Source organism: Halomonas sp. LS-001, from assembly GCF_052983955.1.
In genome coordinates this window covers 2,734,328-2,754,977 of sequence record NZ_CM129816.1, presented here as the reverse complement: position 1 = coordinate 2,754,977, position 20,650 = coordinate 2,734,328, and the positions used below count along the sequence as shown (strand labels likewise).

Sequence of the window (20,650 nt, the reverse complement as noted above, 5' to 3'; positions counted from 1 at the left end):
ATCGAGGGTTTCGATCATGGCAACTGGTACCGTTAAGTGGTTTAACGACACTAAAGGCTTCGGCTTTATTTCTCCTGACGACAATGGCGACGATCTGTTCGTGCATTTCTCAGAAATTCAGGCTGATGGCTTCAAATCTCTGCAAGACGGCCAGAAGGTTTCCTTCGACGTCACTCAGGGTAAAAAAGGCCTTCAGGCTTCCAACATCAAAGTTGTAGATTAATTTCTAGACAATGATGTTTACCATCAGCCGATAGCTGGTGTGTAGAAAAAACCCCGCTACGGCGGGGTTTTTTTGTACCCGTCAAAAATGATCGCAAGATATCAAGCTGATATTCTTCTGACAGCGTCTTGTTGGCTCGCTGTTAACGCGACTTTGCGCTAGGGTAAGGCTTTATTTTTGAAGGAGTCAAAGATGAGTGAGCCGGGTGAGTTGATTGTTGAACCAAAAAATGGGCAGCCTGCCAATGCCTGCGTTTTTATCCTGCACGGTCTAGGTGCTGATGGGCAGGACTTTGAGCCACTGGTGCCCGCGCTTTCGCTGCCAGATGATGCCAACGTGCGCTTTATCATGCCCCATGCACCACGTCTGGCAGTGACAGTTAACGGCGGTATGGTGATGCCTGCCTGGTACGATATTCTTGCCATGGACCTTGATCGGCGGGTGGATGAGCGTCAGCTGAAAATCTCAGCTGAACGTATTCAGGCATTGATTGAAGAGCAGATTGATCAAGGAATCGATAGCCAGCGGATTATCGTTGCGGGGTTTTCTCAGGGAGGTGCAGTAGCCTACCAGGCAGCACTTTCTTTCCCCCAACCGCTGGGTGGCTTACTGGCCATGTCGACCTATTTCGCCACGGCTGACAGCATAGAGTTTGCTGATGCTAACCGTGATATTGCCATCGAAGTGCATCATGGCAACTTCGACCCCGTTGTGCCGGAAAGCCTGGGGAAAAGTGGTGCTGAACGCCTGAAAGGCATGGGTTACAAGGTCAATTATCGCCAGTACCCGATGGCGCATGCGCTATGTCCTCAGCAGGTCAGTGATATCGGTAAATGGTTAGGTGAACGTTTATCCTGACCAAGTATCGAAAATTACAGTAAATAAGTTGCAGTAAAAGGTTGTAGTAAAAGTTTATAGCAAAAGGTTGTAGTAAAAAAAGACAGCACCTGCGTAGCCGGTGAAAGGAGTCAGCAAAGGCTTATGGTAGCTTCAATTGACTATGCAGAAAGCGGCTTAGCGCTATGCCTGGTAGCCGCTGCGCTTGCCTGTCTATTTGACCGCCACTTAAAAAGGGCGAGCGGTCTGTTTTTACTGTTTGCCTTACTGATGAGCCTTTCCTGGTGGCAGCTTGGGGCGCCCTGGTTGGCGCTGGCAGAGCTTGTGCTCGGCCTGGTGCTGACGGGGGGCAGCTTTTTTTATGCATTGAAAGCATTCCCTGCCACCGTCGAAAAGGCGCCCCATTATGACCGCTCCCATCATCGTTGGTCTCATGGTGTGGCTCGCGCGGTGTTGGCACTGGCGTGGAGTGTGATGATAGGCGGCGCCATTCGGTTTTTATTACCTGACATGGCCTACTCACTGACGGAGCATCCGTTGATCATTGCTGCCGTTATTATTGTCGCGACAGCAATGGGGGTATTTGCGCTACACAGACATATGCTACGCCGCTTAATGGCCTTTAATGTTTTAGGGTCTGGTGTGTTTCTGCTGCTGGCAGGAATGGCGGGTACCATGCCTGGTGCCCAGGCTTTGATCAGCGTAGGTTTAACCATTGCCTGGCTGGGTACTTTGTTAGGCGTGCTGCTAATTCGGCAACTGGTTTTGTTAGAGGGTGTGCTCTCACTGGAAAGCGACAGTGACGCGGCGAGGCATGCGCAATGATATGGCGTTTTGGCCTGCACGAAAGCACCTTTGAACCGCTGTGGTATACCCACTGGGCGCTGCTGGCAACCTTGATGTTGCCGATCCTTGCTGGCCTGTTAGGCGCGCTTTTTCCTCCGCGTCGTCTGTTCCCCGTTGCGCTTGTGTGCCTGCCAATTTTGCTGGCTGGCGCACTGTTGGTTGTCGACTACCTGCAAGTGGGGTTACTGCGCTGGCAGTGGGATATTGCAGGCGTTGAGCTGTCGCTGCGCTTTAATGGCCTGAGTGGTTTAATGTTAATGATCACTCAATGGGTGGGGGCGGCGGCCGCCTTGTACACGCCAGGACATTTGCAACTTACCAGCCCCGGTAAAAACGCGCGATGGCTGTGGCCGTTGATGGGTGTGCTGATCAGTGCGCTTACGCTTATTTGGCTAGCGGCAGATCTCTTAACTCTTTACGCCGCGTTAGAAATAATGGGGCTGGCTGCCGTGGGTATGATATTGCTTTCAGGTAAACCTGATGCACTGAAAGCCGGTATGCGATATGTGCTGTTAGCCTTGGTGGGGTCTCTTGCCTACCTGCTTGGTGTCGCCTTGCTGCTTGGGTATTGGGGAGAACTTGACCTTAAAACGCTGGCTGAGGTTGTTGAGCCTGGCCCGGTTTCCTGGGTGGCGGCTGCTCTGATAGGTGCAGGGTTGGCGCTGAAAGCGTCACTCTTTCCGCTTCACGGGTGGCTAACGCCTGTGCATGAAAATGCCTGGACGCCGGTGAGTGCACTGCATGCGGCATTGGTGATTAAAGCCTCGCTGTTTATGCTTATCATGCTGTGGGGCATTTTGCTTCCCGACGCCATGTTTGCTCCGCGCTTTGTGGCATGGCTAGGCATGCTGGCGATTGTCTGGGGCGGGCTCATTGCGTGGCGTGCCGAATCGCTGAAAACCTTGGTGGCATCTTCTACGGTAGGCCAATTGGGTTACTTAATGGTGGCCTTTCCCTTACTGCTTGGGCCTGCTATTTCGCCGCTGCCTGGCGCGTTGGCCTGGGAAGGATTCTGGCTACAGTTAATGGGTCACTCGCTGGCAAAAGCGGCAATGTTTATGGCTGTTGGCAATCTGATTATTGCCACTGGCGAAAGCTCGATCAAGGGGCTGGCGGGGACTAGCCGCCGGTTACCGCTATCACTGCTTATCTTTGGTATTGCATCCGTTACGCTGATGGGGCTGCCGCCTAGCGCAGGATTCACCGCAAAGTGGTTGCTACTCCAGGCGATGGTGATGACCCAGCAATGGGTAGCCGTTGCTGCGCTATTAGTAGGTACGTTGCTGACAGCTGCCTACGTGTTTCGTGTGTTCCGCTACTCCTTTGATGAAACCGCGCCTCGCCATCATTATCAACCATTAGCCCCCGGCATGGACCTTATTGCGCTTTGTTTGGCGTTAGCCGCGTTTGCGCTTGGCTTATTGGCTCACCTGCCACTGACGCTATTGCAGGGAGGTGGCGCATGAACGCGGCTTGGTTACCATTAACAACGTTAGCCGTCTCGCTCTTTGCGGCGGCGGTTATTTTCCTTCTACCTGAAGAGGCGCGGCGTCTGCGCACCAGCATCAACCTGCTTGCCGCTGTAAGTAAAATTATCCTGGTCACCTTGATGGTTGGGCGGGTTTCCCAGGGCTTTGAAGACACCTTCAGTTTCCAAATAGTGGGCGGCGTTGAGTTCGTATTGAGAGCCGATGCATTAGGGGTGATGTTTGCGGGGCTTTCTTCGCTACTTTGGCTGTGTACGACGATCTACGCTATCGGCTATTTGGAAGGGGAGGCAAACCGCAAACGCTTTTTTGGTTTTTTCAGTCTGTGTGTCGCGAGTACCCTGGGTATCGCGTTAGCCGGCAATCTATTCACGTTTCTGATTTTCTACGAAATGTTGACCCTTTCTACCTACCCCTTGGTTGTCCACTCCGGCACCGCCAAGGCGTTAGCAGCTGGGCGGGTGTATCTACGTTATACCTTGACGGCTGGGGTGGTACTGCTACTCGGTGTGGTACTGCTTTACAATTTGACGGGTGACCACTCGTTTGCATCTGAGCAGGGGTTATCGCCTTATCTCAATGATCATCGTGGTCTGTTGATACTGATATTTGCTTTGTTGGTGGGTGGTTTAGCGGTTAAAGCCGCCATGGTGCCGTTGCACGGTTGGCTGCCAAGAGCAATGGTAGCGCCTGCACCGGTCAGCGCGTTGCTGCATGCGGTTGCGGTTGTAAAAGCGGGTGCCTTTGGCATTCTTCGGGTGATCTATGATCTATATGGCATCGAGCTTAGCGTAGAGCTTGGTGTCACCACCGTGCTGGCTATTGCGGCGTCAATCACGATCATTTACGCCTCGTTACGCGCGATTGCCCAACAGGAACTCAAACCCCGTTTGGCATTTTCCACTATCAGCCAGGTCTCCTACGTCGTGCTGGGCGTTTGTCTGTTTGGCCCCTTCGGTACGATCGGGGCGCTGGCGCATCTTCTGCATCAAGGCTTGATGAAGGTGACGCTGTTCTTTTGTGCAGGTAACTACGCGGAAGAATTAGGTATCCATCGCATTGATGAGATGGATGGTGCCGGTAAACGTATGCCGCTGACCAGCCTGGCATTCACCGTGGGGGCGCTGGGAATGATTGGTCTGCCACCCGTCGCGGGCTTTATCACCAAGTGGTACCTGGGCGTTGGTGCCGTTCAGGCACAGATGTATTGGGTGGTGGCTGTTCTGGTCGCGAGCAGTACCTTGAATGCAATTTACTTTCTGCCCATCCTGCATCGCCTTTGGTTTCGCGAGGGGCCTGCTCATGGGAAAGGCGAGTGGCCAGATGAGCAGCGCCTTGGGCGTCTGGAAACCCACGGCTGGTTATTATGGCCAGCGGTTTTTACGGCGATGGTGAGTATTGGGGCAGGGCTTCTGGCGGGGTTGCCGTTTAGCCCATTGGACTGGGCGACCCGTGTGGCGATAGGGGAGTACCTGCCATGACCACGCTACTTTTGCTGGCGGCGTTGCTCTGGCCTCTGTGTATTGCGGGCAGCACTGTGTGGCAGGTGTATCGAACGCCTGCTGTTAGCCGTGACTATTTTTCGTTGCTGTGGATAAGCGCTTCCTGGCCTGCGTTACTGCTGGCCTTTAGTGGCGAGGCCCAATGGACAATCGATGCCTGGATGCTAGGCGGTGATTGGGCGTTAAATGCCCTGAGCCGACCGTGGCTCGCCTTTACGGCCCTGCTATGGAGTCTGGCGGCAGTTCATGCCCGGGGCTACTTTGGCGCAGAGCAGAGAAAAGCCCAGGCAGGCGATCAGAGCATTCAGCATCGATGTCAGCGCTTGGCACTCCTGTGGCCACTCACGCTGTCAGGCAATGTGCTGCTGATCATTGCGCAAGATATCGCGAGTTTTTATCTGGGCTTTGCACTGATGACGTTTGCTGCCTATGCCCTGGTGGTGCATAGCGGTAGTGACGAAGCGCGGCTTGGCGCAAGAGCATACTTGATCCTGGCCGTTATTGGTGAAGGCTTGATTCTCGGCGGCCTGCTTTGGGCAGCTGGCAGCGCAGAGACCCTGACGCTTCAAGGGGTGCAGGAAGGCATTGCCGGTGCTGAGCAGGGAGCCATGATGGCGCTTTTGTTGTGGCTTGGGTTTGGGGTGAAAGCAGGCATTATTGGTCTTCACGTGTGGTTGCCGTTAGCCCATCCAGTGGCACCTGCGCCCGCCAGCGCTGTGCTGAGTGGCGCGATGATCAAAGCAGGCTTGCTAGGGTGGATCAAGGTACTACCGCTGGGCGCAGAAGGGCTGTCGCCCGCACTTATTCAACTGGGCAATATCATTCTGGTGGCGGGGTTGGCTGCCGCGTTTGGTGCAGCGCTGTATGGCGTTTGGCAACGTCATCCAAAAGCGGTTCTGGCGTACTCCAGTATCAGCCAGATGGGGATGCTTACGGCCATGGTCGCCATGGGGCTAGCCGCGCCGGACGTGTGGTCGCTGCTGTTGCCGGGTGTGGTGTTATTTGCTGCTCACCATGCGCTGGCCAAAGGGGCGCTGTTTCTGGGCACCAGCATTAGCGAGCATATGCCCCGTTGGCCGCAGCCGCTGCTGTTTGCGTTGATTGCTTTACCGGGCGTGTCGCTGACGGGGGCGCTCGCGGCGGGGATGCTGAGTAAATGGAGCGTTAAGAGTGCGCTTTATGAAATGCATCACGAAGGGTTAATTATGTTATTGACCTGGGCGGCTATTGGCACCTCTGCGTTGGTCAGCGTTTGCGTATGGCGTCAGTGGCAGCAACGCCATTCAGGGGGCAGTGATGCCTTTCAGTGGGGCGCATGGCTGGCGGCTTTAGTCGCTGCTCTGGTGACCCCCTTGTGGCTTCCGCTTCCCGCGGGCAGCGTCAAGGTGCCGCCGGCGTCTGAGTGGTTGAGTCTTGGCTGGCCTTTCCCCGTTGGTGTCATGGTGGTTGTGATGGTGGTTTTGATCGGCGCTGGCTGGCTTCGCCGCGCGGCTGTTCAAGCGCCGCCTGCCGGTGATTTATGGTGGCTGTATAGCGTTGTCTGTTTAAAAGGGCTGAGCGTTTTAAGAGCTATCGCCCGTGCCTGTGCAAAAGTGAAAATGACGAGTGTTTCGGTTGCGATTGCGCTTGAACGAACGTTAATGGAGCAATTGAAGCGAGGGTTATTCGCAGAAGCATGGATGCGTCATCATGGCAGTGGCCTGATGATGGCGTTCGCTGTGATCCTGGCGCTTTTGTTGATGTGGGAGGGGTTGCGATGAACCCAGAGCAGGCCAGCTGGTTGAAGAATCAATGCCGCGCCCGTTAAAAAGCTTTTAACTCCTTAGGCGTTCCATCGAGTACCGTTCAATCAAGTACCGTACCGCCAGCCATAGCGGCTGGCGGTACGACGGGGTAATGGTTGCGATAATGTTTTACAGCAGCGGGTTACAGTAACTCTTCTGCAGCCAGTGCCAGGCGCGAGCGCTCGACACCTTTTAGTGTGATATGCCCTGCATGAGGCCAGTCTCTGAATCGCTCCACCACGGCGGCCATACCACAGGTATTGGCGGTCAGGTAGGGCGTATCGATCTGGCCCACGTTACCCAGGCAGACAATCTTGGTATTCCGGCCGGCTCGGGTGACCAGTGATTTCAGTTGTTTGGGTGTGAAGTTCTGTGCTTCGTCGATGATCAGGAAGGTGTCATTTAATGTCCGTCCCCGCATGAAGCTGGGCGCACGAATCTGCACCCGCGAGCCAATCAGCTGCCGGGTGGCGCCGTTATCCCAGGTGGACTCGCCTTCTTCATTGCGCAGCAGGTTATCCATATTGTCGTGGAAGGCCCCCATCCATGGCGACATTTTCTCTTCCTCGGTGCCCGGCAAAAAGCCGATGTCTTCGCCCATGGGGATAGGCGCGCGGGTAAACACTATCCGCTCAAACAGCTTGGCATCCAGCGTCTGCTGGAAGGCGGCGGCCAGTGTCATGAAGGTTTTGCCGGTGCCTGCATTACCGGCAATCGTGACCAGATCAATGTCCGGGTCCATCAGCAGGTTGAGGGTAAAGTTCTGGCGGCTGTCGTGGGCATGAACGCCCCAGACGCCCGCATGATGACGGTAGTTGGTCAACAGCTGAAGCCGAGCGGAAGAGGGCGAGAGTTCGCGCACGATGGCTTCGAATTCAGCGCCGTTTTCACTGTCAGATACCAGCATGCCGACATGCCAGTGGAGAGGCATCTCGCCGCTTAGCTGGTAGAAGGTATGGTGGTCCACCCGCTCAACGGTGACCTCCACGTTGAGAGTTTCCCACAGCGACGCCCCATCCTGTCCTACAGAGGTGTAAATCTGGGCGCCCTCAATCATGGCATCGCTATCTGAGAAGGCGCGGTCGTTCAGATAATCTTCCACCGGCACTTTCAGTGCAGCCGCTTTTACACGCAGGTTGATGTCTTTGGTGACCAGTACCACTGAGGCATCCGGGCGCTCGTCACGTAGCCGACAGGTCTCCGCCAGTATGCGGTTGTCGGGACTGTCGTCGAGGAAATCAAACGTTTTCAGGTCGTTATAACACAGGAAATGCAGGTGCCCTGATTCACCTCTAATGCGTGGAATCGGAATACCTTGCTGAATCTCATCAACGCTGACCTGGTTGGTCAAGTCAGAAAGGGTACGGCTAATCTGTCGTGCTGTGCGGGCAATCTCGCGTACGCCGTTTTTGTGTTTGTCCAGCTCCTCAAGCACGGTCATGGGAATTACCACGTCGTGCTCATCAAAATGGTAAAGCGCGGTAGGGTCATGGATGAGGACATTCGTGTCTAGAACATACAGCCGGGTCGCTTTCTTATCGAGTCGTACCATCGTGGAAATTACTCCTTGGTTGACGGCAACATCGACACTGGCAGATGAGCGTTACGCTTGGGTGACAATCATCTGTGCCGGTCTTCTAGCGTGTCCTGGGTCCTCCCTGTGACGTATTTTTTACAGAGTGAAAGGTGTTAGCGATTCTTTCCACTGTGCGGTTTCAACGTTTGGCGACATCGTGGCGCGTGGTGCCCAGAAACCGCGCCACCTGCGTCAATAGTGTCGTGGCCACCACGCCAAGCTTTTCCCCCTCCACATAGCGGTAATAGTGGCTGTCCAAAGCCAGATCGTGATTCAGTGCGCAAAGCTCATGAGTATCCAGTGTTTCTTTTGCCATGGGGTAAGGCAGTAATGCCCAGCCCGTCCCGTTGATTACTGCATCACGAATCACTTCGAACATGGTCAGGCCCAGGTAATTGGTGGAAAAAAGCGCCTCGCTGACCAGTTTGTCGCCTCGCTCATAGGTCAGGCACACTTCGGTGTATTGAGCGAGGTCATCGCGGGTCACGCTGGGAAGACGGCTAAGAGGGTGATGAGGTGCGGCGACCAGGCACATGCTTACCGGCGCCAGGCTGCTGGCATCAATATCGGCACCTTCAGCGGTATACAGTCCAAAGGCAATATCGACTGTCTGGCGCAATACAAATTGAGAGTGTTCCTGGGGCGGTAACAGGTAGACCGAAATTGCCGTGAGCGGATAACGCTGCTTCAGATCGTGCATTGCCTGTCGCCAGAAGGCTTCTGGCAAGGTGTCGTCTCGAGCAATGCATAGTTGGCTTTCAACACCCTGTAAATGCTGTTGGCATTGTTTTTTGATCCGGCTGGCGCTGGTCTGCAGACGGTAACAGTCCGGCAAGAGACTTTCGCCAACCGCAGTTAACTGAAGACTATTGCCTGAGCGCTCAAATAAAACCACCCCAAGCGTGTCTTCCAGAGCGTTAACAGCGGCGCTCAAGGTGCTGCGTTTCATGCCGGTTTGCCGCGCAGCAGCGGCAAATGAGCCGTGTTCTGTCACATCAATAAAGGCCTGTACCTGTTCTGATCGCATCATACGTCCTTTCTGAGCGCCAATAAGTTTAGCGCTGAGCGATTGGTGAAGCGTTAGTGTACTCACTATGATGGCGAGCGTTTAACACACTTTTCCGGAGTAAACCGCGTGAGCCCCTTTATCGCCGAGCGTCGTGGCCTACGATTATCTGCCATCTTTGCCAGTCTGTTAGCCTTCACCGGCCTTGTGTTGGGGTTGGCCAGTGGTTCAATCACCATACTGTTTGATAGTGGCTATTCGCTATTAAGCCTGGTGCTGGTGTTGTTTTCTCTTTTAGCACTGAAGCAGGCGCGTAAACCAGCAGATGATCACTATCCTTTCGGGCGGTTAACGGTAGAACCGTTAGCGGTGCTGCTTAAAGGGGTGGTGATTGCATTGGTGTGTCTGTTTTCACTGGTATCGGCTTTGTGGACCCTTGTTCAAGGTGGACGCCTGGTCACCTTGGATATTGCCCTGATGTTTGGTGTGGTTAACGTCGTTGGCTGTTTGTGGATCTGGTGGTTGCTTCATCGTTACGCCAAGGTGTCTTCATCATCGTTGTTGAAGGCTGAGCTGCGTCAATGGCAAATGGATACGGGGTTAAGCGCCGCCGTGTTACTAGGCTTTGCGCTTACCTGGGGGCTGACGCTCACGCCCTGGGCAAGTCTGGCACGCTTTGCTGACCCGGTGATGGTGCTGATCATTGCAGGATACTTTCTTCCAATGCCTGTCCGGATGGTGCGCGGGGCAATGCGGGAGCTAATGTTTGGTGAGCCGCTAGGCAGCGTCCGTCAGGAAGTCATGCAGGAAATGGCTGACTTCGATATCCTTGACGATGACGTTCGCTTAGCCCAGATCGGTAGCTTTCTGATGGTCGATATTCAGCTGGAAAAACACCAGATTGACACCGCTGAAGAAATCCTGGAAAGCGTCGAGCAGCATTGTAAAGTGCGTAATCTGCGCCCCGTGACCAGTATTACGCTGATAACCTCGGCTTAGGCCGTCACACCCTGTCACCTTGGTTCATGGTTTTACACGAGAGAGTTTCATGACACCGGCAATCAATAGTGTAAAGAAAGCAGGATTTGCGTTTCACCTGCATGAATATGAGCGCGATGCGGCGGCCCACTCCTATGGGCTGGAAGCGGCCGAAAAGCTCGGTGTGGCCGCTGATCAAGTGTTCAAAACCCTGGTGGTCAAGCTGGATGCACAACAGCTGGCCGTCGGTATTGTGCCAGTGAACAGTCAATTGGGATTAAAGCAGATAGCCAAAGCCGCCGGGGCGAAAAAAGCCGCGATGGCAGCGCCCGTCGAGGTTGAGCGCAGTACGGGTTACGTACTGGGTGGCGTTAGCCCGCTGGGGCAGAAAAAGCCCTTGGCTACCTTTATTGATCACTCCGCTGAAAATTTTGCCAGCATCTATGTCAGCGCCGGACGGCGAGGATTGGAAATTGAGCTTTCCCCCCATGATCTGGCAACGTTATGTCAAGGGCAGTTTGCCGTTCTGACCTCCTGATTCCCTAAAACTCGCTGCCTGAAAAATTCTTTAGCGCTTGTTCTCGTCAGCATAAAAGCAGTGTGCGGCACTTTCTGGTATGGTGCTTTACATTGTAGATTTGCTGGGCAATTGTGCCCCTTCAGGAATTTTCTGTGTCTGACACTTCTTTTACATCGCTTGCGCTTCCTCCTGCGCTATTAACCAATCTTGATTCTCTTGGCTACCATGTCATGACGCCTGTGCAGGCGCAAAGCCTGCCGCCGATGCTGGCAGGGCGAGACGTCCTGGCTCAGGCCAAAACCGGCTCCGGAAAAACCGCTGCCTTTGGTCTGGCACTGCTCGCTGAGTTGCGTGTCGAAGCGTTCGCGGTTCAGGGGCTCGTGCTATGCCCGACCCGGGAACTTGCCGACCAGGTGGCGGAAGAGCTGCGTCGTCTGGCGCGCGGTCTGCCCAACGTCAAAGTGCTTACCCTATGCGGCGGTGCGCCCTTCGGGCCGCAGCTGGCCTCTTTGGAACATGGCGCACACATCGTTGTGGGCACACCGGGGCGCATCGACGAGCATTTGCGCAAAGGCTCGCTGACGCTGGGCTCGCTTACTACTCTCGTGCTTGATGAAGCGGACCGGATGCTTGATATGGGCTTTCAGGACACCATTGATGCGATTATTGCCGAGACGCCGGCTGACCGCCAGACACTGCTGTTCAGCGCAACGTTTCCTGATGATCGGGCTTCTGGTGGCCTTGCCACGATAACCCGAGGCGTCATGCATGAGCCGGTTACCATCAAAGTGGCCGAGGTGCATGATGCAACGACCATTGATCAGCACTTTTATGAAGTCGCCAACGAAGAGGCGCGTTTTGCGGCCCTGAAACAGCTGCTGCTGGTCTATCGGCCGGCCTCCAGCGTGGTGTTCTGTAATACCAAGCGCGAAACCCAGGCCGTTGCCGAGCAGCTGATCGAGTCTGGTTTCAGCGCCGTGGCACTCAACGGTGATCTGGAGCAGAAAGACCGTGACCGTCGCCTGATTCTGTTTGCCAACCAGAGCGCGTCCATTCTGGTAGCCACGGATGTGGCGGCGCGGGGTCTGGATATTGCCCAGCTGGATGCGGTATTTAACTACCAGATTGCCCGTGAGCTGGACGTTCACGTGCACCGGGTAGGGCGCACCGGGCGTGCAGGCGCGAGTGGCATTGCCTGTACCCTGGTGACGCCTAAAGAGCATTACCGCCTGGAACGCCTGGAAGGGCTTCTGGAACAGCCGATTACCACCGAGCCGTTGCCCAGGCCTGCCCATTCCGCGCCGTTTGAACCGTCCATGGCAACGTTACAGTTAGCCGGTGGCAAGAAAGACAAGTTGCGCCCGGGTGATATTCTGGGCGCGTTGACCAGTGAAGGCGGCCTGCGGGGTGATCAGGTGGGTAAAATTAAAGTACTGGCCCGTTCGGCGTACGTAGCGGTGGCGTATGATGCCGTTCAAAAAGCCCAGGCCAAACTGGAGCGCGATAAACTTAAAGGGCGCGCTTTCCGCGTCCGTCGTATTCGCTATTGATCTGGTAATAAAGAGGAGCCGACGCAGCTAACCATGAAAATCCCTAAGCGATTACAGCCCCTGGTTGATGATGGAATGATCGACGAGGTGTTGGTGCAGTTAATGAGTGGTAAAGAAGCACAGGTGTATGTTGTGCGCTGCGGTGAAGACGTACGCTGCGCTAAAGTCTTTAAAGAGGCGAAACAGCGTAGCTTCAAACAGGCCGTGCAATACCAGGAAGGGCGTAAAGAGCGCAACAGCCGACGTTCCCGCGCCATGGCCAAGAAAACCCGCTACGGTCAGAAAGAGCAGGAACAGGCATGGCTGAATGCCGAAGTCGATGCGCTATACCGGCTTGCCGCTGCTGATGTGCGCGTGCCCGAACCGCATGGGTTTGTGGATGGCGTACTGCTGATGGAAATGATCAGTGACGCCGAAGGCAACGTGGCGCCGCGCCTGGATGAAGTGACCCTGACCGAGGAGCAGGCGCTGCGCTATCACGCCAAGATCATTCAGGACGTGGTACGTATGCTGTGTGCCGGTCTGATTCACGGCGACTTATCGGAATTCAACGTGCTGGTCGATGCCGACGGGCCAGTGATTATCGACCTGCCGCAGGCGGTGGATGCCGCGGGCAACAACAGTGCGGAGGCCATGCTGGAACGTGATGTGGATAATATGCGTGCCTACTTCGGTCGTTTCGCACCGGAACTGCTGACCACCCATTACGGCAAGGAAATGTGGGCCTTGTATGAATCAGGCAAACTGCATCCGGACAGCAAGCTGACGGGGGAATTTGAGCTGGATAGCCACATTGCCAACGTCGGTGAACTGATGGAAGTGATCGACGATGCCAAAGAGGAAGAGGCTGACCGTCAGGCGCGCATGCGCGGCGATGATGACGACGACGGTGAAATTCCCCAGCCGTATTAAATCGCTCTGCATTAACCCGCACTTCATTGAATAAGTACCGCATTTAGGCGAAACATGCCTGCCGGCGTTATTAAAAGCTGGCAGGTGTGATGGCCTCCCTTATGTAAGGACCTCCCATGTTGTCTCGTCTGCTGGCGCCACTGTTCCGTTACTTTGAAACACGGGTGAACCCCTATCCTGAAGGGGACGTGGCAACGCCACCGAAAGGGCTTCTGGCGTTTATCTGGCATTTTTCGCGGCCGGTATGGCCGTGGCTTTTGTTGATGTCAGTGGTGACGGCTTGCGTTTCCGCAGCGGAAGTGGTGTTTTTCAGCTATATGGGCGATCTGGTCGACTGGCTGAGCCACGTCGAACGGGCGGATTTCTGGTCGGATAATGGTGTTTGGCTGGCGGCAACGGGCCTGTTGGTGATTGTCGGTTTGCCGCTGCTGGTGCTCGTGCAATCTCTGGTGACTCACCAGAGTATCTTTGGTAACTACCCGATGATCGGCCGCTGGCTATCGCACCGTCATATGCTCAGCCAGAGCCTGGCCTTTTATCAGGATGAGTTTGCGGGCCGGGTGTCGCAGAAAGTCATGCAAACGGCGCTGGCGATTCGTGAAACCGTCACCAAAGTCATGGACCTGATGGTATATGCCATCGTGTATTTTAGCGGGGCGGCCATCCTGCTTGGGCGCGCCGATCCATGGCTGCTGTTGCCGTTGGGTCTTTGGCTGGTGGGTTATTTAAGCATCATGCGCTTTTTTGTCCCGCGCCTGCGTGATGTCTCCATGGCCCAGGCGGACGCCCGCGCGCAGATGACAGGGCGGGTGGTCGATAGCTACAGTAACATCCAGACCATCAAGCTTTTTGCGGACACCCAACGCGAACAGAGCTACGCCAAGGATGCCATGCAAGGCTTTATGGGCACCGTGCACCGCCAGATGCGTTTGGTCACCATCATGAGTGTCTGCCTGACCCTGCTGAATACGCTGTTATTGGTGGGAATCGCCGGTATGGCGATCAGTGCCTGGTATTTTGAAGCGATTTCCCTGGGCGTGCTGGCCATTGCGATTGCTCTGGTCATGCGTATCCGTTTCATGTCGGACTGGATCTTATGGGAAGTGGCCGGGCTGTTTGAAAATATCGGCACCGTGCAGGATGGCATGAACACCATCGCCCAGGAGCCAACTATCAAAGATGCGCCGGATGCCAAGGCGCTGACGGTGCCTGAGGGCAAGATCATCTTTGATGCCCTGCGCTTTCAATACGCCCAGGCGAAAGGGGAAAGTAAAAACGTCTTTGATGGCTTTAGCCTTGCCATTCAGCCGGGTGAAAAAATTGGCCTGATTGGCCGTTCCGGGGCGGGCAAATCGACGCTGGCCAACCTGCTGCTGCGGTTTTACGACCTGCAGGGCGGGCGGATTCTGATCGATGGGCAGAACATCGCCGACGTCACCCAGACCTCGCTGCGCCACCAGATAGGCATGGTGACGCAGGACACCTCGCTGCTGCACCGCTCGCTGCGCGATAACATTCGCTACGGCAGCCCGCAGGCTAATGACGGGGATGTCTGGCAGGCGGTGCGGCGTGCCCATGCGGATACCTTTATCAACGATCTGGTGGACCCTAAAGGGCGGCGCGGCCTGGATGCCCACGTGGGCGAGCGCGGCGTGAAGCTTTCCGGTGGACAGCGGCAGCGCATTGCCATCGCTCGCGTATTGCTCAAAAACGCCCCGATTCTGGTGCTTGATGAGGCCACCTCGGCACTCGATTCTGAAGTGGAAGCCGCCATTCAGGAGCAGCTTGATACGCTGATGGACGGTAAAACGGTGATTGCGATTGCCCACCGGCTTTCCACCATCGCCATGCTCGACCGATTGATTGTCGTGGATGAAGGGCGCATGGTGGAAAGCGGCACGCATCAGCAACTGCTGGCCCGGGACGGTATTTACGCCAGCCTGTGGCGTCGCCAGTCCGGCGGCTTTATCGGCCTTGATGATGACACTGAACGCCCCCATACACGTCAGTAAGTCATTCATGCTTAACCAGGAGCCCTTCATGCAAGCGATTCATCTGAAACAGCCCGGCGGACTCGATAACCTGAATGTTGTCGAGACAGACGCACCCGGTGAGCCGGGGCCAGGCGAAGTGCGTGTCCGTCTGCATGCCAGCTCGCTGAACTTCCATGATTACGCTGTGGCAGCGGGCATGATTCCCACCGAGGAAAACCGCATTCCGATGTCGGATGGTGCGGGGGTCGTTGACGCTGTTGGGGAAGGCGTTGATGAGTTTGCGGTCGGCGATGCCGTGGTCTCGACGTTCTTTCCGGGCTGGCTGGAAGGCCCAGCGAGAGTCGGCGATTTTCGCACCACGCCGGGCGATGGCATTGAAGGCTATGCCCGCGAGCAGGTGGTTGCGGCCGCCACGTCGTTTACTCATCAGCCTGAAGGATATAGCCATGCGGAGTCCGCGACGTTGACCACCGCTGGCCTGACTGCCTGGCGAGCACTCGTGGTTGATGGTGGATTAAAAGCGGGGGATACCGTGCTGGTGCTGGGCACCGGTGGGGTTTCCATTTTTGCGCTGCAGTTTGCCCGGATGATGGGCGCGCGGGTGATTGCAACGTCGTCATCAGATGACAAGCTGGAGCGTCTTAAAGCGCTTGGCGCCGAGCACGTCATCAACTACAAGACAACGCCTGACTGGGGTAAGGCCGTTAAGGCATTAACCAACGGTGAAGGCGTGGATCATGTAGTTGAAGTAGGCGGCCCTGGTACGCTACCGCAATCGATTGATGCGGTAAAAATTGGCGGGCATATATCCTTGATAGGCGTTCTGACTGGTCGGGAAGGCGAAATACCAACGGCTAAACTGATGGCTAAGCAGGCTACCCTGAAAGGCCTGATTGTCGGCAGCCGCCGCGACCAGATGGAAATGATTCGTGCCATTGATGCCAATGGTATGAAGCCGATCATTGACCGTGAGTTCGCGCTCACCGAGATCGCCGATGCCTTCCGCCATCAGGAATCCGGCAAGCACTTCGGCAAGATCTGCCTGACGTTCTAACGCCATATCCAGGCAATCACATATAAAATGATCCATAACGGCCATTCGCGTAGAATGGTCGTTTTTCATTCTGCCGGTATGACTTTCCATGCAAAAACTTGCTCACCTTGTCCATGACTCCCTCACGGACCCTGACCTGGAAAAACTGCGTGTGCTTGAACGCCATGCGGCTCGCGCTATCGTCACGCGGGAAGACAGGATCCTGCTCCTGTATACCGAACGCTACGATGACTTCAGCTTTCCTGGGGGCGGTATCGATGCTGGGGAAAGCCCTGAAACAGGCCTTCGTCGTGAACTGCATGAAGAAACCGGTGCCAGTGATATCGATATTGTCGACCACTTCGGTTTTGTTACTGAAATCATGCCGACCTGGAAGCCTCAGTGGGATGTGATGTATCAAACGTCTCACTGGTTTACCTGTGCTATCGGCGATGACCTCGGTGAGACACGCCTGGAAGATTACGAAATTGCCAATGGTATGTCGGCCCGCTGGGTGACGCTAAAAGAAGCACTCAATCATAACCGCTCGGTGATGCAGCGTCGTCCGTCGACCATGGGGCTCTCGATTCAGCGTGAAACGCTTGTTCTGGAACATGTTGCCAGAATGGCCGATGCGGTTGCTATCAATGACTCACGATGCTGTTCACCATGAAAAAGACCTTATCACCCTGGCAGGTGGTGACACTTGAGTCTTTTCAAACACCAGAACAGACCCAGGCCAGCCAGTGGCGTCGGAGCTGGCGAGCGGCGACGACCTGGATGGTGGGACAAGAAGCGTCTGAACGCCAGGCAAAGCGAGAAAGTGAGCTTCGCAAACTACCTGAAATTGCCTTGTCGCACTGGGTGCCTGCGATTGATTGGACGCCAGCCGCTGAAACGTTTAATCAGGCCATGGAAGAATTTTCCGAGGCACCGCTGATTATCTTTATTTCACCACCGCATGGTGGTCATGAAGCAGTAGTCAGCCACTGGGCAGAGCAACAAGATGTCAACTGTCTGCCTATCCCCACGTTTAAAGACATAACGACCGGCTGCCTGGACTGGGTTGAACACGGTCGTCGTCAGAATGATTGGGCCGTGCCAGCGCTTGAGCGGCATTTTTTACGTCATTCCCAGGGGCTGCAAGGGGTGCGCGAGCTGATAGAACGGGCGTTAAGCGGTCGCCTGGGAAAAGGCGTCATCGGGTGTGATAGCTGGGCCTATGCGTATCTACAGCAGGTGGTGGGTCTCGAGGGTGTTCCCGCGGTAACGTTGCAGGCGCTGGAAGGAGAGCATCTCGCCAGCTACTTTACACATCTGGCGACTGGCGAGGACTATCCAGCGGTATATAGCACCCGCACGGGAAAACAGGTGCTTGCCAGTCACAATGACAGCGCTGCCGACAAGACGTCAGAAACCCCTCATAAAGAGCTGCAGCGCTTGTCCGCCCACTGCCGGGGGCATTTAGGTATTGCCTGGCACTATTGGCGAGAACGATTGCGCGAGCCCGCTGAAAATGGCGATAGGGAAGGCCCTCGGGAATCGTCTCAAGCGCTTTGGTTGCTGGATGCTCTGGCAGAGGCTGAACTACCGGCAGATACGGGTGACGTGGCAACACTTTTGCTGCATACACTGTTAATTCATGGTGGACTTGACGATCAGGCCTTGGGCCATGTGTTGCCGTTTTCACATCATGAAGCGTTAAACGCAAGATTTTCATTGGCGCGTCAAGGCATCCTGCGTGACTATCAAGGGCGCTGGCAAGTGGCTCCCTTAAGCTATGCTAGCGTGCGACAACTGCTGGAATCGCGACACTACCTAGTTGATTCTCTTTAGGGTCTTTTGATATTGGAGTCTGTGCATGGACGAACAACAGCAATACACCCAGTTGTTTAATGACATCGATACTCAGGCGCTGATGACGTTAGGGATCGTTCTGGCGAGTACGGTGCTGTTGATTATTGCCAGCCAGTGGGGGTTTAACTGGTTCGCCAATCGTTTACACGGTCAATTGCGGTTTCGCGTGTTTGCCTTGGTACCGCTGACCCGCTTACTGATCTTGATAACCGCGCTGGCTATCGCTGTCCCCATTGTCATTGAGCCTTCGCTGCACAATATGGTGGCGCTGCTGGGAGCTGTTGGCCTGGCGATTGGCTTCGCCATGAAAGACTATATCAGCAGCCTGATTGCCGGAATCGTGTCTGCTGTCGAACTACCTTATCGGCCAGGGGACTGGGTCGAAATTGAGGGTGTATACGGTGAGGTAAAACATGTTGGAATGCGCACGGTAGATATCCAGACGCCGGATGATGACCTGGTGGCGATGCCGCACCTTAAATTATGGAATTCTGCCATCTACAACGCCAATAATGGCGGCATCAGCTTGATGTGTGTCGTAAGCTTCTATCTGCACCCGGCGCATGAGGCAGGGTGGGTGCGTAAAGCGCTACGGGATGTGGCGTTAACCAGTGCCTATCTCAAGTTCGATCAGCCAATTATCATCGTGGCCGAGGAGAAACCCTGGGGCACGCATTATCGCATTCGCGCTTATCCGGTAGACCCCCGGCAGCAGTTCCTGTTTATTACTGATCTGACCGTGCGTGGTAAGCAGGTGCTGAGCGCGGCGGGCGTAACGCCCGCGTTGCTCCCGCCTGATGCAGCGGTGGATGCGCCGAATGGTGCTCACCATCACTGACGGCATACTGGCAACCCGCCAAATGCCAACGGCAGAAGGCGGGGCCTGGGCTTATCAATCAGTCGTTATGCGCTTTGTTCGGGCATTTCGCCGCTGTGGTAGACATTCTGCACATCGTCGAGATCATTAAGCATATCGAGCATTTTCTCGAACATGGCAACGTCATCGCCCTCGATGGGGGTCGTGGTCTGCGGCAGAAACTGGATTTCGTCCATCTCGAAATCCACTTCACCGAAGGTATCCAGTAGCGCCTGCTTGGCCTTGGCGTAATCTGTGTGCGGCGCATAGACGGTGATTCGGTTATCTTCCTGCTCGATGTCGGTCACGTCTACATCGGCTTCCATCAGGGCTTCGAGCACGCCTTCTTCGTCTTCGCCGGTAAACGTGAAAATGGCGCAGTGGTCGAACATGTGGCTAACGCTGCCGGGCGTACCGATCTTGCTTTTGGTTTTGGTGAAACAGCCGCGCACATCACCAAATGTGCGGTTGGGGTTATCTGTCAGGCACTCGACAATCACCATCACATTGCCCGGCCCGAAGCCTTCGTAGCGGGCCGGTGAAAAGTCCTCACCGCCAGCGCCGCTGGCTTTATCCAGCGCCTTATCGATCACGTGGGAGGGCACCTGATCTTTCTTGGCGCGCTCAATCAGGCCACGCAGGCTCAGGTTGGCCTGTGGGTCGGTGCCGCCAGCCTTAGCGCAGACGTAGATTTCACGCCCATATTTGCTGTAAACCTTGGTTTTGGCATCGGCTGTTTTGGCCATGGATTCTTTACGGTTCTGAAACGCCCTACCCATAGTGGACTCCTGTGTTGATTGATTTGACGCTGCCTTGGAGGAGATCACTCTTGCCAGGCCAGTCGGTCTAAAACGTTCGATTTTACGCCACAAGCCGTTGGGCTTACAGCGTTATTGCATCTTGCTTTGGGTTAGACTAACGCTTGCTGGATTTGCCGCTATGCTCAAATAATGTAAGGAGATTCACGATGCCGTTAACGTTGTGGCTGTCACTGGTGGCGATTTGCGCCATGGGGGCCATGTCGCCTGGGCCAAGTCTTGCCCTGGTGCTTCGTCATACCCTGGGCGGTGGTCGTCTGCCCGGCGTTACAGCCGGTGTTTTTCATGCCTTTGGTGTGGGGTTTTACGCGTTACTGACTGTGCTTGGCCTGGGCGCCTTGATGGCGCGTTTTCCATTGGCGTTTCAGTTAGTGACCTGGGGCGGCGCGGCGTATCTGGCCTGGCTAGGGGTTAAAGCACTCCGCGCTGGGCGTTCGGGGGCTATTCAGGCGGGGGCCGCAATGACGACCAATGCTCAGGCGGCACGTGAAGGGGTGCTGGTGGCATTGGGCAATCCCAAACTGATTCTGTTTTTTGTCGCCTTGTTGAGCCAGTTTGTGTCGCCGGAGATGAGTATAACGGCCAAGGCGATTATTGTACTGACGGCAATGGTTATCGACGGAGGCTGGTATGTGCTGGTGGCGTTGGTACTGTCTCACTCAAAGGTGCTGCCCTGGCTTCAGCGGCGGGCCCACTGGATCAACCGGGTCACGGGTGTGATGCTTATTGCCCTGGCAATGCGTGTCGTGACCGGGCCGCTTTGGTGACCGGGTCGCTTAGATGAATCGTAAGACTGGCGCCACGTGTTGCTGCATGGCAAGGTAGTGGTTATTGAGTAGCGGGTGTTGAGTAGTAGGTATTTGAGTAGTGG

Annotated in this window: 19 protein-coding genes; 16 read left to right on the top strand and 3 right to left on the bottom strand. The window is 55.3% G+C overall.

All coding sequences use genetic code 11. The annotated features are described in order from the left end of the window. The first annotated feature begins 16 nt into the window (after positions 1-16). From ACU6TU_RS12470 to ACU6TU_RS12445, 6 genes are all read left to right on the top strand, one after another. A complete protein-coding gene (locus tag ACU6TU_RS12470) occupies positions 17-223 on the top strand; it encodes a cold-shock protein (protein ID WP_447141727.1) in 207 nt (68 codons plus the stop codon). Between the two features lie 192 nt (positions 224-415). Beyond that, positions 416-1,081 (top strand): alpha/beta hydrolase, encoded by a 666-nt coding sequence (locus tag ACU6TU_RS12465; RefSeq protein WP_447141726.1) that lies wholly within the window; start codon positions 416-418, stop codon positions 1,079-1,081. Positions 1,082-1,204: 123 nt separating this feature from the next. After that, positions 1,205-1,885: a hydrogenase subunit MbhD domain-containing protein gene (locus ACU6TU_RS12460; protein WP_447141725.1), complete on the top strand. Its 681-nt coding sequence runs from the start codon at positions 1,205-1,207 to the stop codon at positions 1,883-1,885. Next, positions 1,882-3,372 carry a complex I subunit 5 family protein gene (locus ACU6TU_RS12455; RefSeq protein ID WP_447141724.1) on the top strand — a complete coding sequence of 497 codons (1,491 nt, stop codon included), beginning with the start codon at positions 1,882-1,884 and terminating at the stop codon, positions 3,370-3,372. Before ACU6TU_RS12460 ends, ACU6TU_RS12455 begins: the two co-directional genes overlap by 4 nt. Then, positions 3,369-4,874, top strand: a complete 1,506-nt coding sequence (locus ACU6TU_RS12450; RefSeq protein ID WP_447141723.1) for a proton-conducting transporter transmembrane domain-containing protein — start codon at positions 3,369-3,371, stop codon at positions 4,872-4,874. Before ACU6TU_RS12455 ends, ACU6TU_RS12450 begins: the two co-directional genes overlap by 4 nt. After that, positions 4,871-6,655 carry a proton-conducting transporter transmembrane domain-containing protein gene (locus ACU6TU_RS12445; RefSeq protein ID WP_447141722.1) on the top strand — a complete coding sequence of 595 codons (1,785 nt, stop codon included), beginning with the start codon at positions 4,871-4,873 and terminating at the stop codon, positions 6,653-6,655. Before ACU6TU_RS12450 ends, ACU6TU_RS12445 begins: the two co-directional genes overlap by 4 nt. 166 nt (positions 6,656-6,821) lie before the next feature. On the opposite strand, the gene ACU6TU_RS12440 is transcribed toward ACU6TU_RS12445, so the two are convergent. Both ACU6TU_RS12440 and ACU6TU_RS12435 read right to left on the bottom strand, forming a co-directional pair. Then, positions 6,822-8,231: a PhoH family protein gene (locus tag ACU6TU_RS12440; protein ID WP_447141721.1), complete on the bottom strand. Its 1,410-nt coding sequence runs from the start codon at positions 8,229-8,231 to the stop codon at positions 6,822-6,824. Between the two features lie 163 nt (positions 8,232-8,394). Next, on the bottom strand, positions 8,395-9,282 hold the full coding sequence (locus ACU6TU_RS12435) for a LysR family transcriptional regulator (protein WP_447144248.1): 888 nt from the start codon (positions 9,280-9,282) through the stop codon (positions 8,395-8,397). A gap of 108 nt (positions 9,283-9,390) precedes the next feature. Between ACU6TU_RS12435 and ACU6TU_RS12430 the strand changes: the two genes are divergently transcribed. From ACU6TU_RS12430 to ACU6TU_RS12390, 9 genes are all read left to right on the top strand, one after another. Continuing rightward, complete coding sequence (locus ACU6TU_RS12430) at positions 9,391-10,260, top strand: cation diffusion facilitator family transporter (protein ID WP_447141720.1); 870 nt, start codon at positions 9,391-9,393, stop codon at positions 10,258-10,260. Between the two features lie 49 nt (positions 10,261-10,309). Further along, complete coding sequence (ybaK, locus tag ACU6TU_RS12425) at positions 10,310-10,777, top strand: Cys-tRNA(Pro) deacylase (RefSeq protein ID WP_447141719.1); 468 nt, start codon at positions 10,310-10,312, stop codon at positions 10,775-10,777. Between the two features lie 134 nt (positions 10,778-10,911). After that, on the top strand, positions 10,912-12,309 hold the full coding sequence (gene dbpA / locus ACU6TU_RS12420; protein WP_447141718.1) for an ATP-dependent RNA helicase DbpA: 1,398 nt from the start codon (positions 10,912-10,914) through the stop codon (positions 12,307-12,309). 33 nt (positions 12,310-12,342) lie between these two features. Beyond that, positions 12,343-13,221 (top strand): PA4780 family RIO1-like protein kinase, encoded by an 879-nt coding sequence (locus tag ACU6TU_RS12415; protein ID WP_447141717.1) that lies wholly within the window; start codon positions 12,343-12,345, stop codon positions 13,219-13,221. Between the two features lie 116 nt (positions 13,222-13,337). Beyond that, a complete protein-coding gene (locus ACU6TU_RS12410; RefSeq protein ID WP_447141716.1) occupies positions 13,338-15,233 on the top strand; it encodes an ABC transporter ATP-binding protein in 1,896 nt (631 codons plus the stop codon). 28 nt (positions 15,234-15,261) lie between these two features. Beyond that, positions 15,262-16,269, top strand: coding sequence for a zinc-dependent alcohol dehydrogenase family protein (locus ACU6TU_RS12405; RefSeq protein WP_447141715.1), 1,008 nt, complete (start codon positions 15,262-15,264; stop codon positions 16,267-16,269). Positions 16,270-16,357: 88 nt separating this feature from the next. Further along, a complete protein-coding gene (locus ACU6TU_RS12400) occupies positions 16,358-16,921 on the top strand; it encodes an NUDIX hydrolase (protein WP_447141714.1) in 564 nt (187 codons plus the stop codon). Further along, positions 16,918-18,084, top strand: a complete 1,167-nt coding sequence (locus ACU6TU_RS12395) for a hypothetical protein (RefSeq protein ID WP_447141713.1) — start codon at positions 16,918-16,920, stop codon at positions 18,082-18,084. The genes ACU6TU_RS12400 and ACU6TU_RS12395 overlap by 4 nt, the downstream gene beginning before the upstream one ends. Before the next feature lie 25 nt (positions 18,085-18,109). Further along, complete coding sequence (locus ACU6TU_RS12390; protein ID WP_447141712.1) at positions 18,110-18,943, top strand: mechanosensitive ion channel family protein; 834 nt, start codon at positions 18,110-18,112, stop codon at positions 18,941-18,943. 65 nt (positions 18,944-19,008) lie between these two features. Here the strand turns inward: ACU6TU_RS12390 and ACU6TU_RS12385 are convergent, their stop codons facing one another. Continuing rightward, positions 19,009-19,740 carry a YebC/PmpR family DNA-binding transcriptional regulator gene (locus ACU6TU_RS12385; protein WP_447141711.1) on the bottom strand — a complete coding sequence of 244 codons (732 nt, stop codon included), beginning with the start codon at positions 19,738-19,740 and terminating at the stop codon, positions 19,009-19,011. A 188-nt stretch (positions 19,741-19,928) separates the two neighbouring features. Here ACU6TU_RS12385 and ACU6TU_RS12380 point away from each other — a divergent pair, with 188 nt between their 5' ends. Then, entirely contained in the window at positions 19,929-20,546 is a 618-nt protein-coding gene (locus ACU6TU_RS12380) for a LysE family translocator (RefSeq protein ID WP_447141710.1), read from the top strand. Positions 20,547-20,650 lie beyond the last annotated feature (104 nt).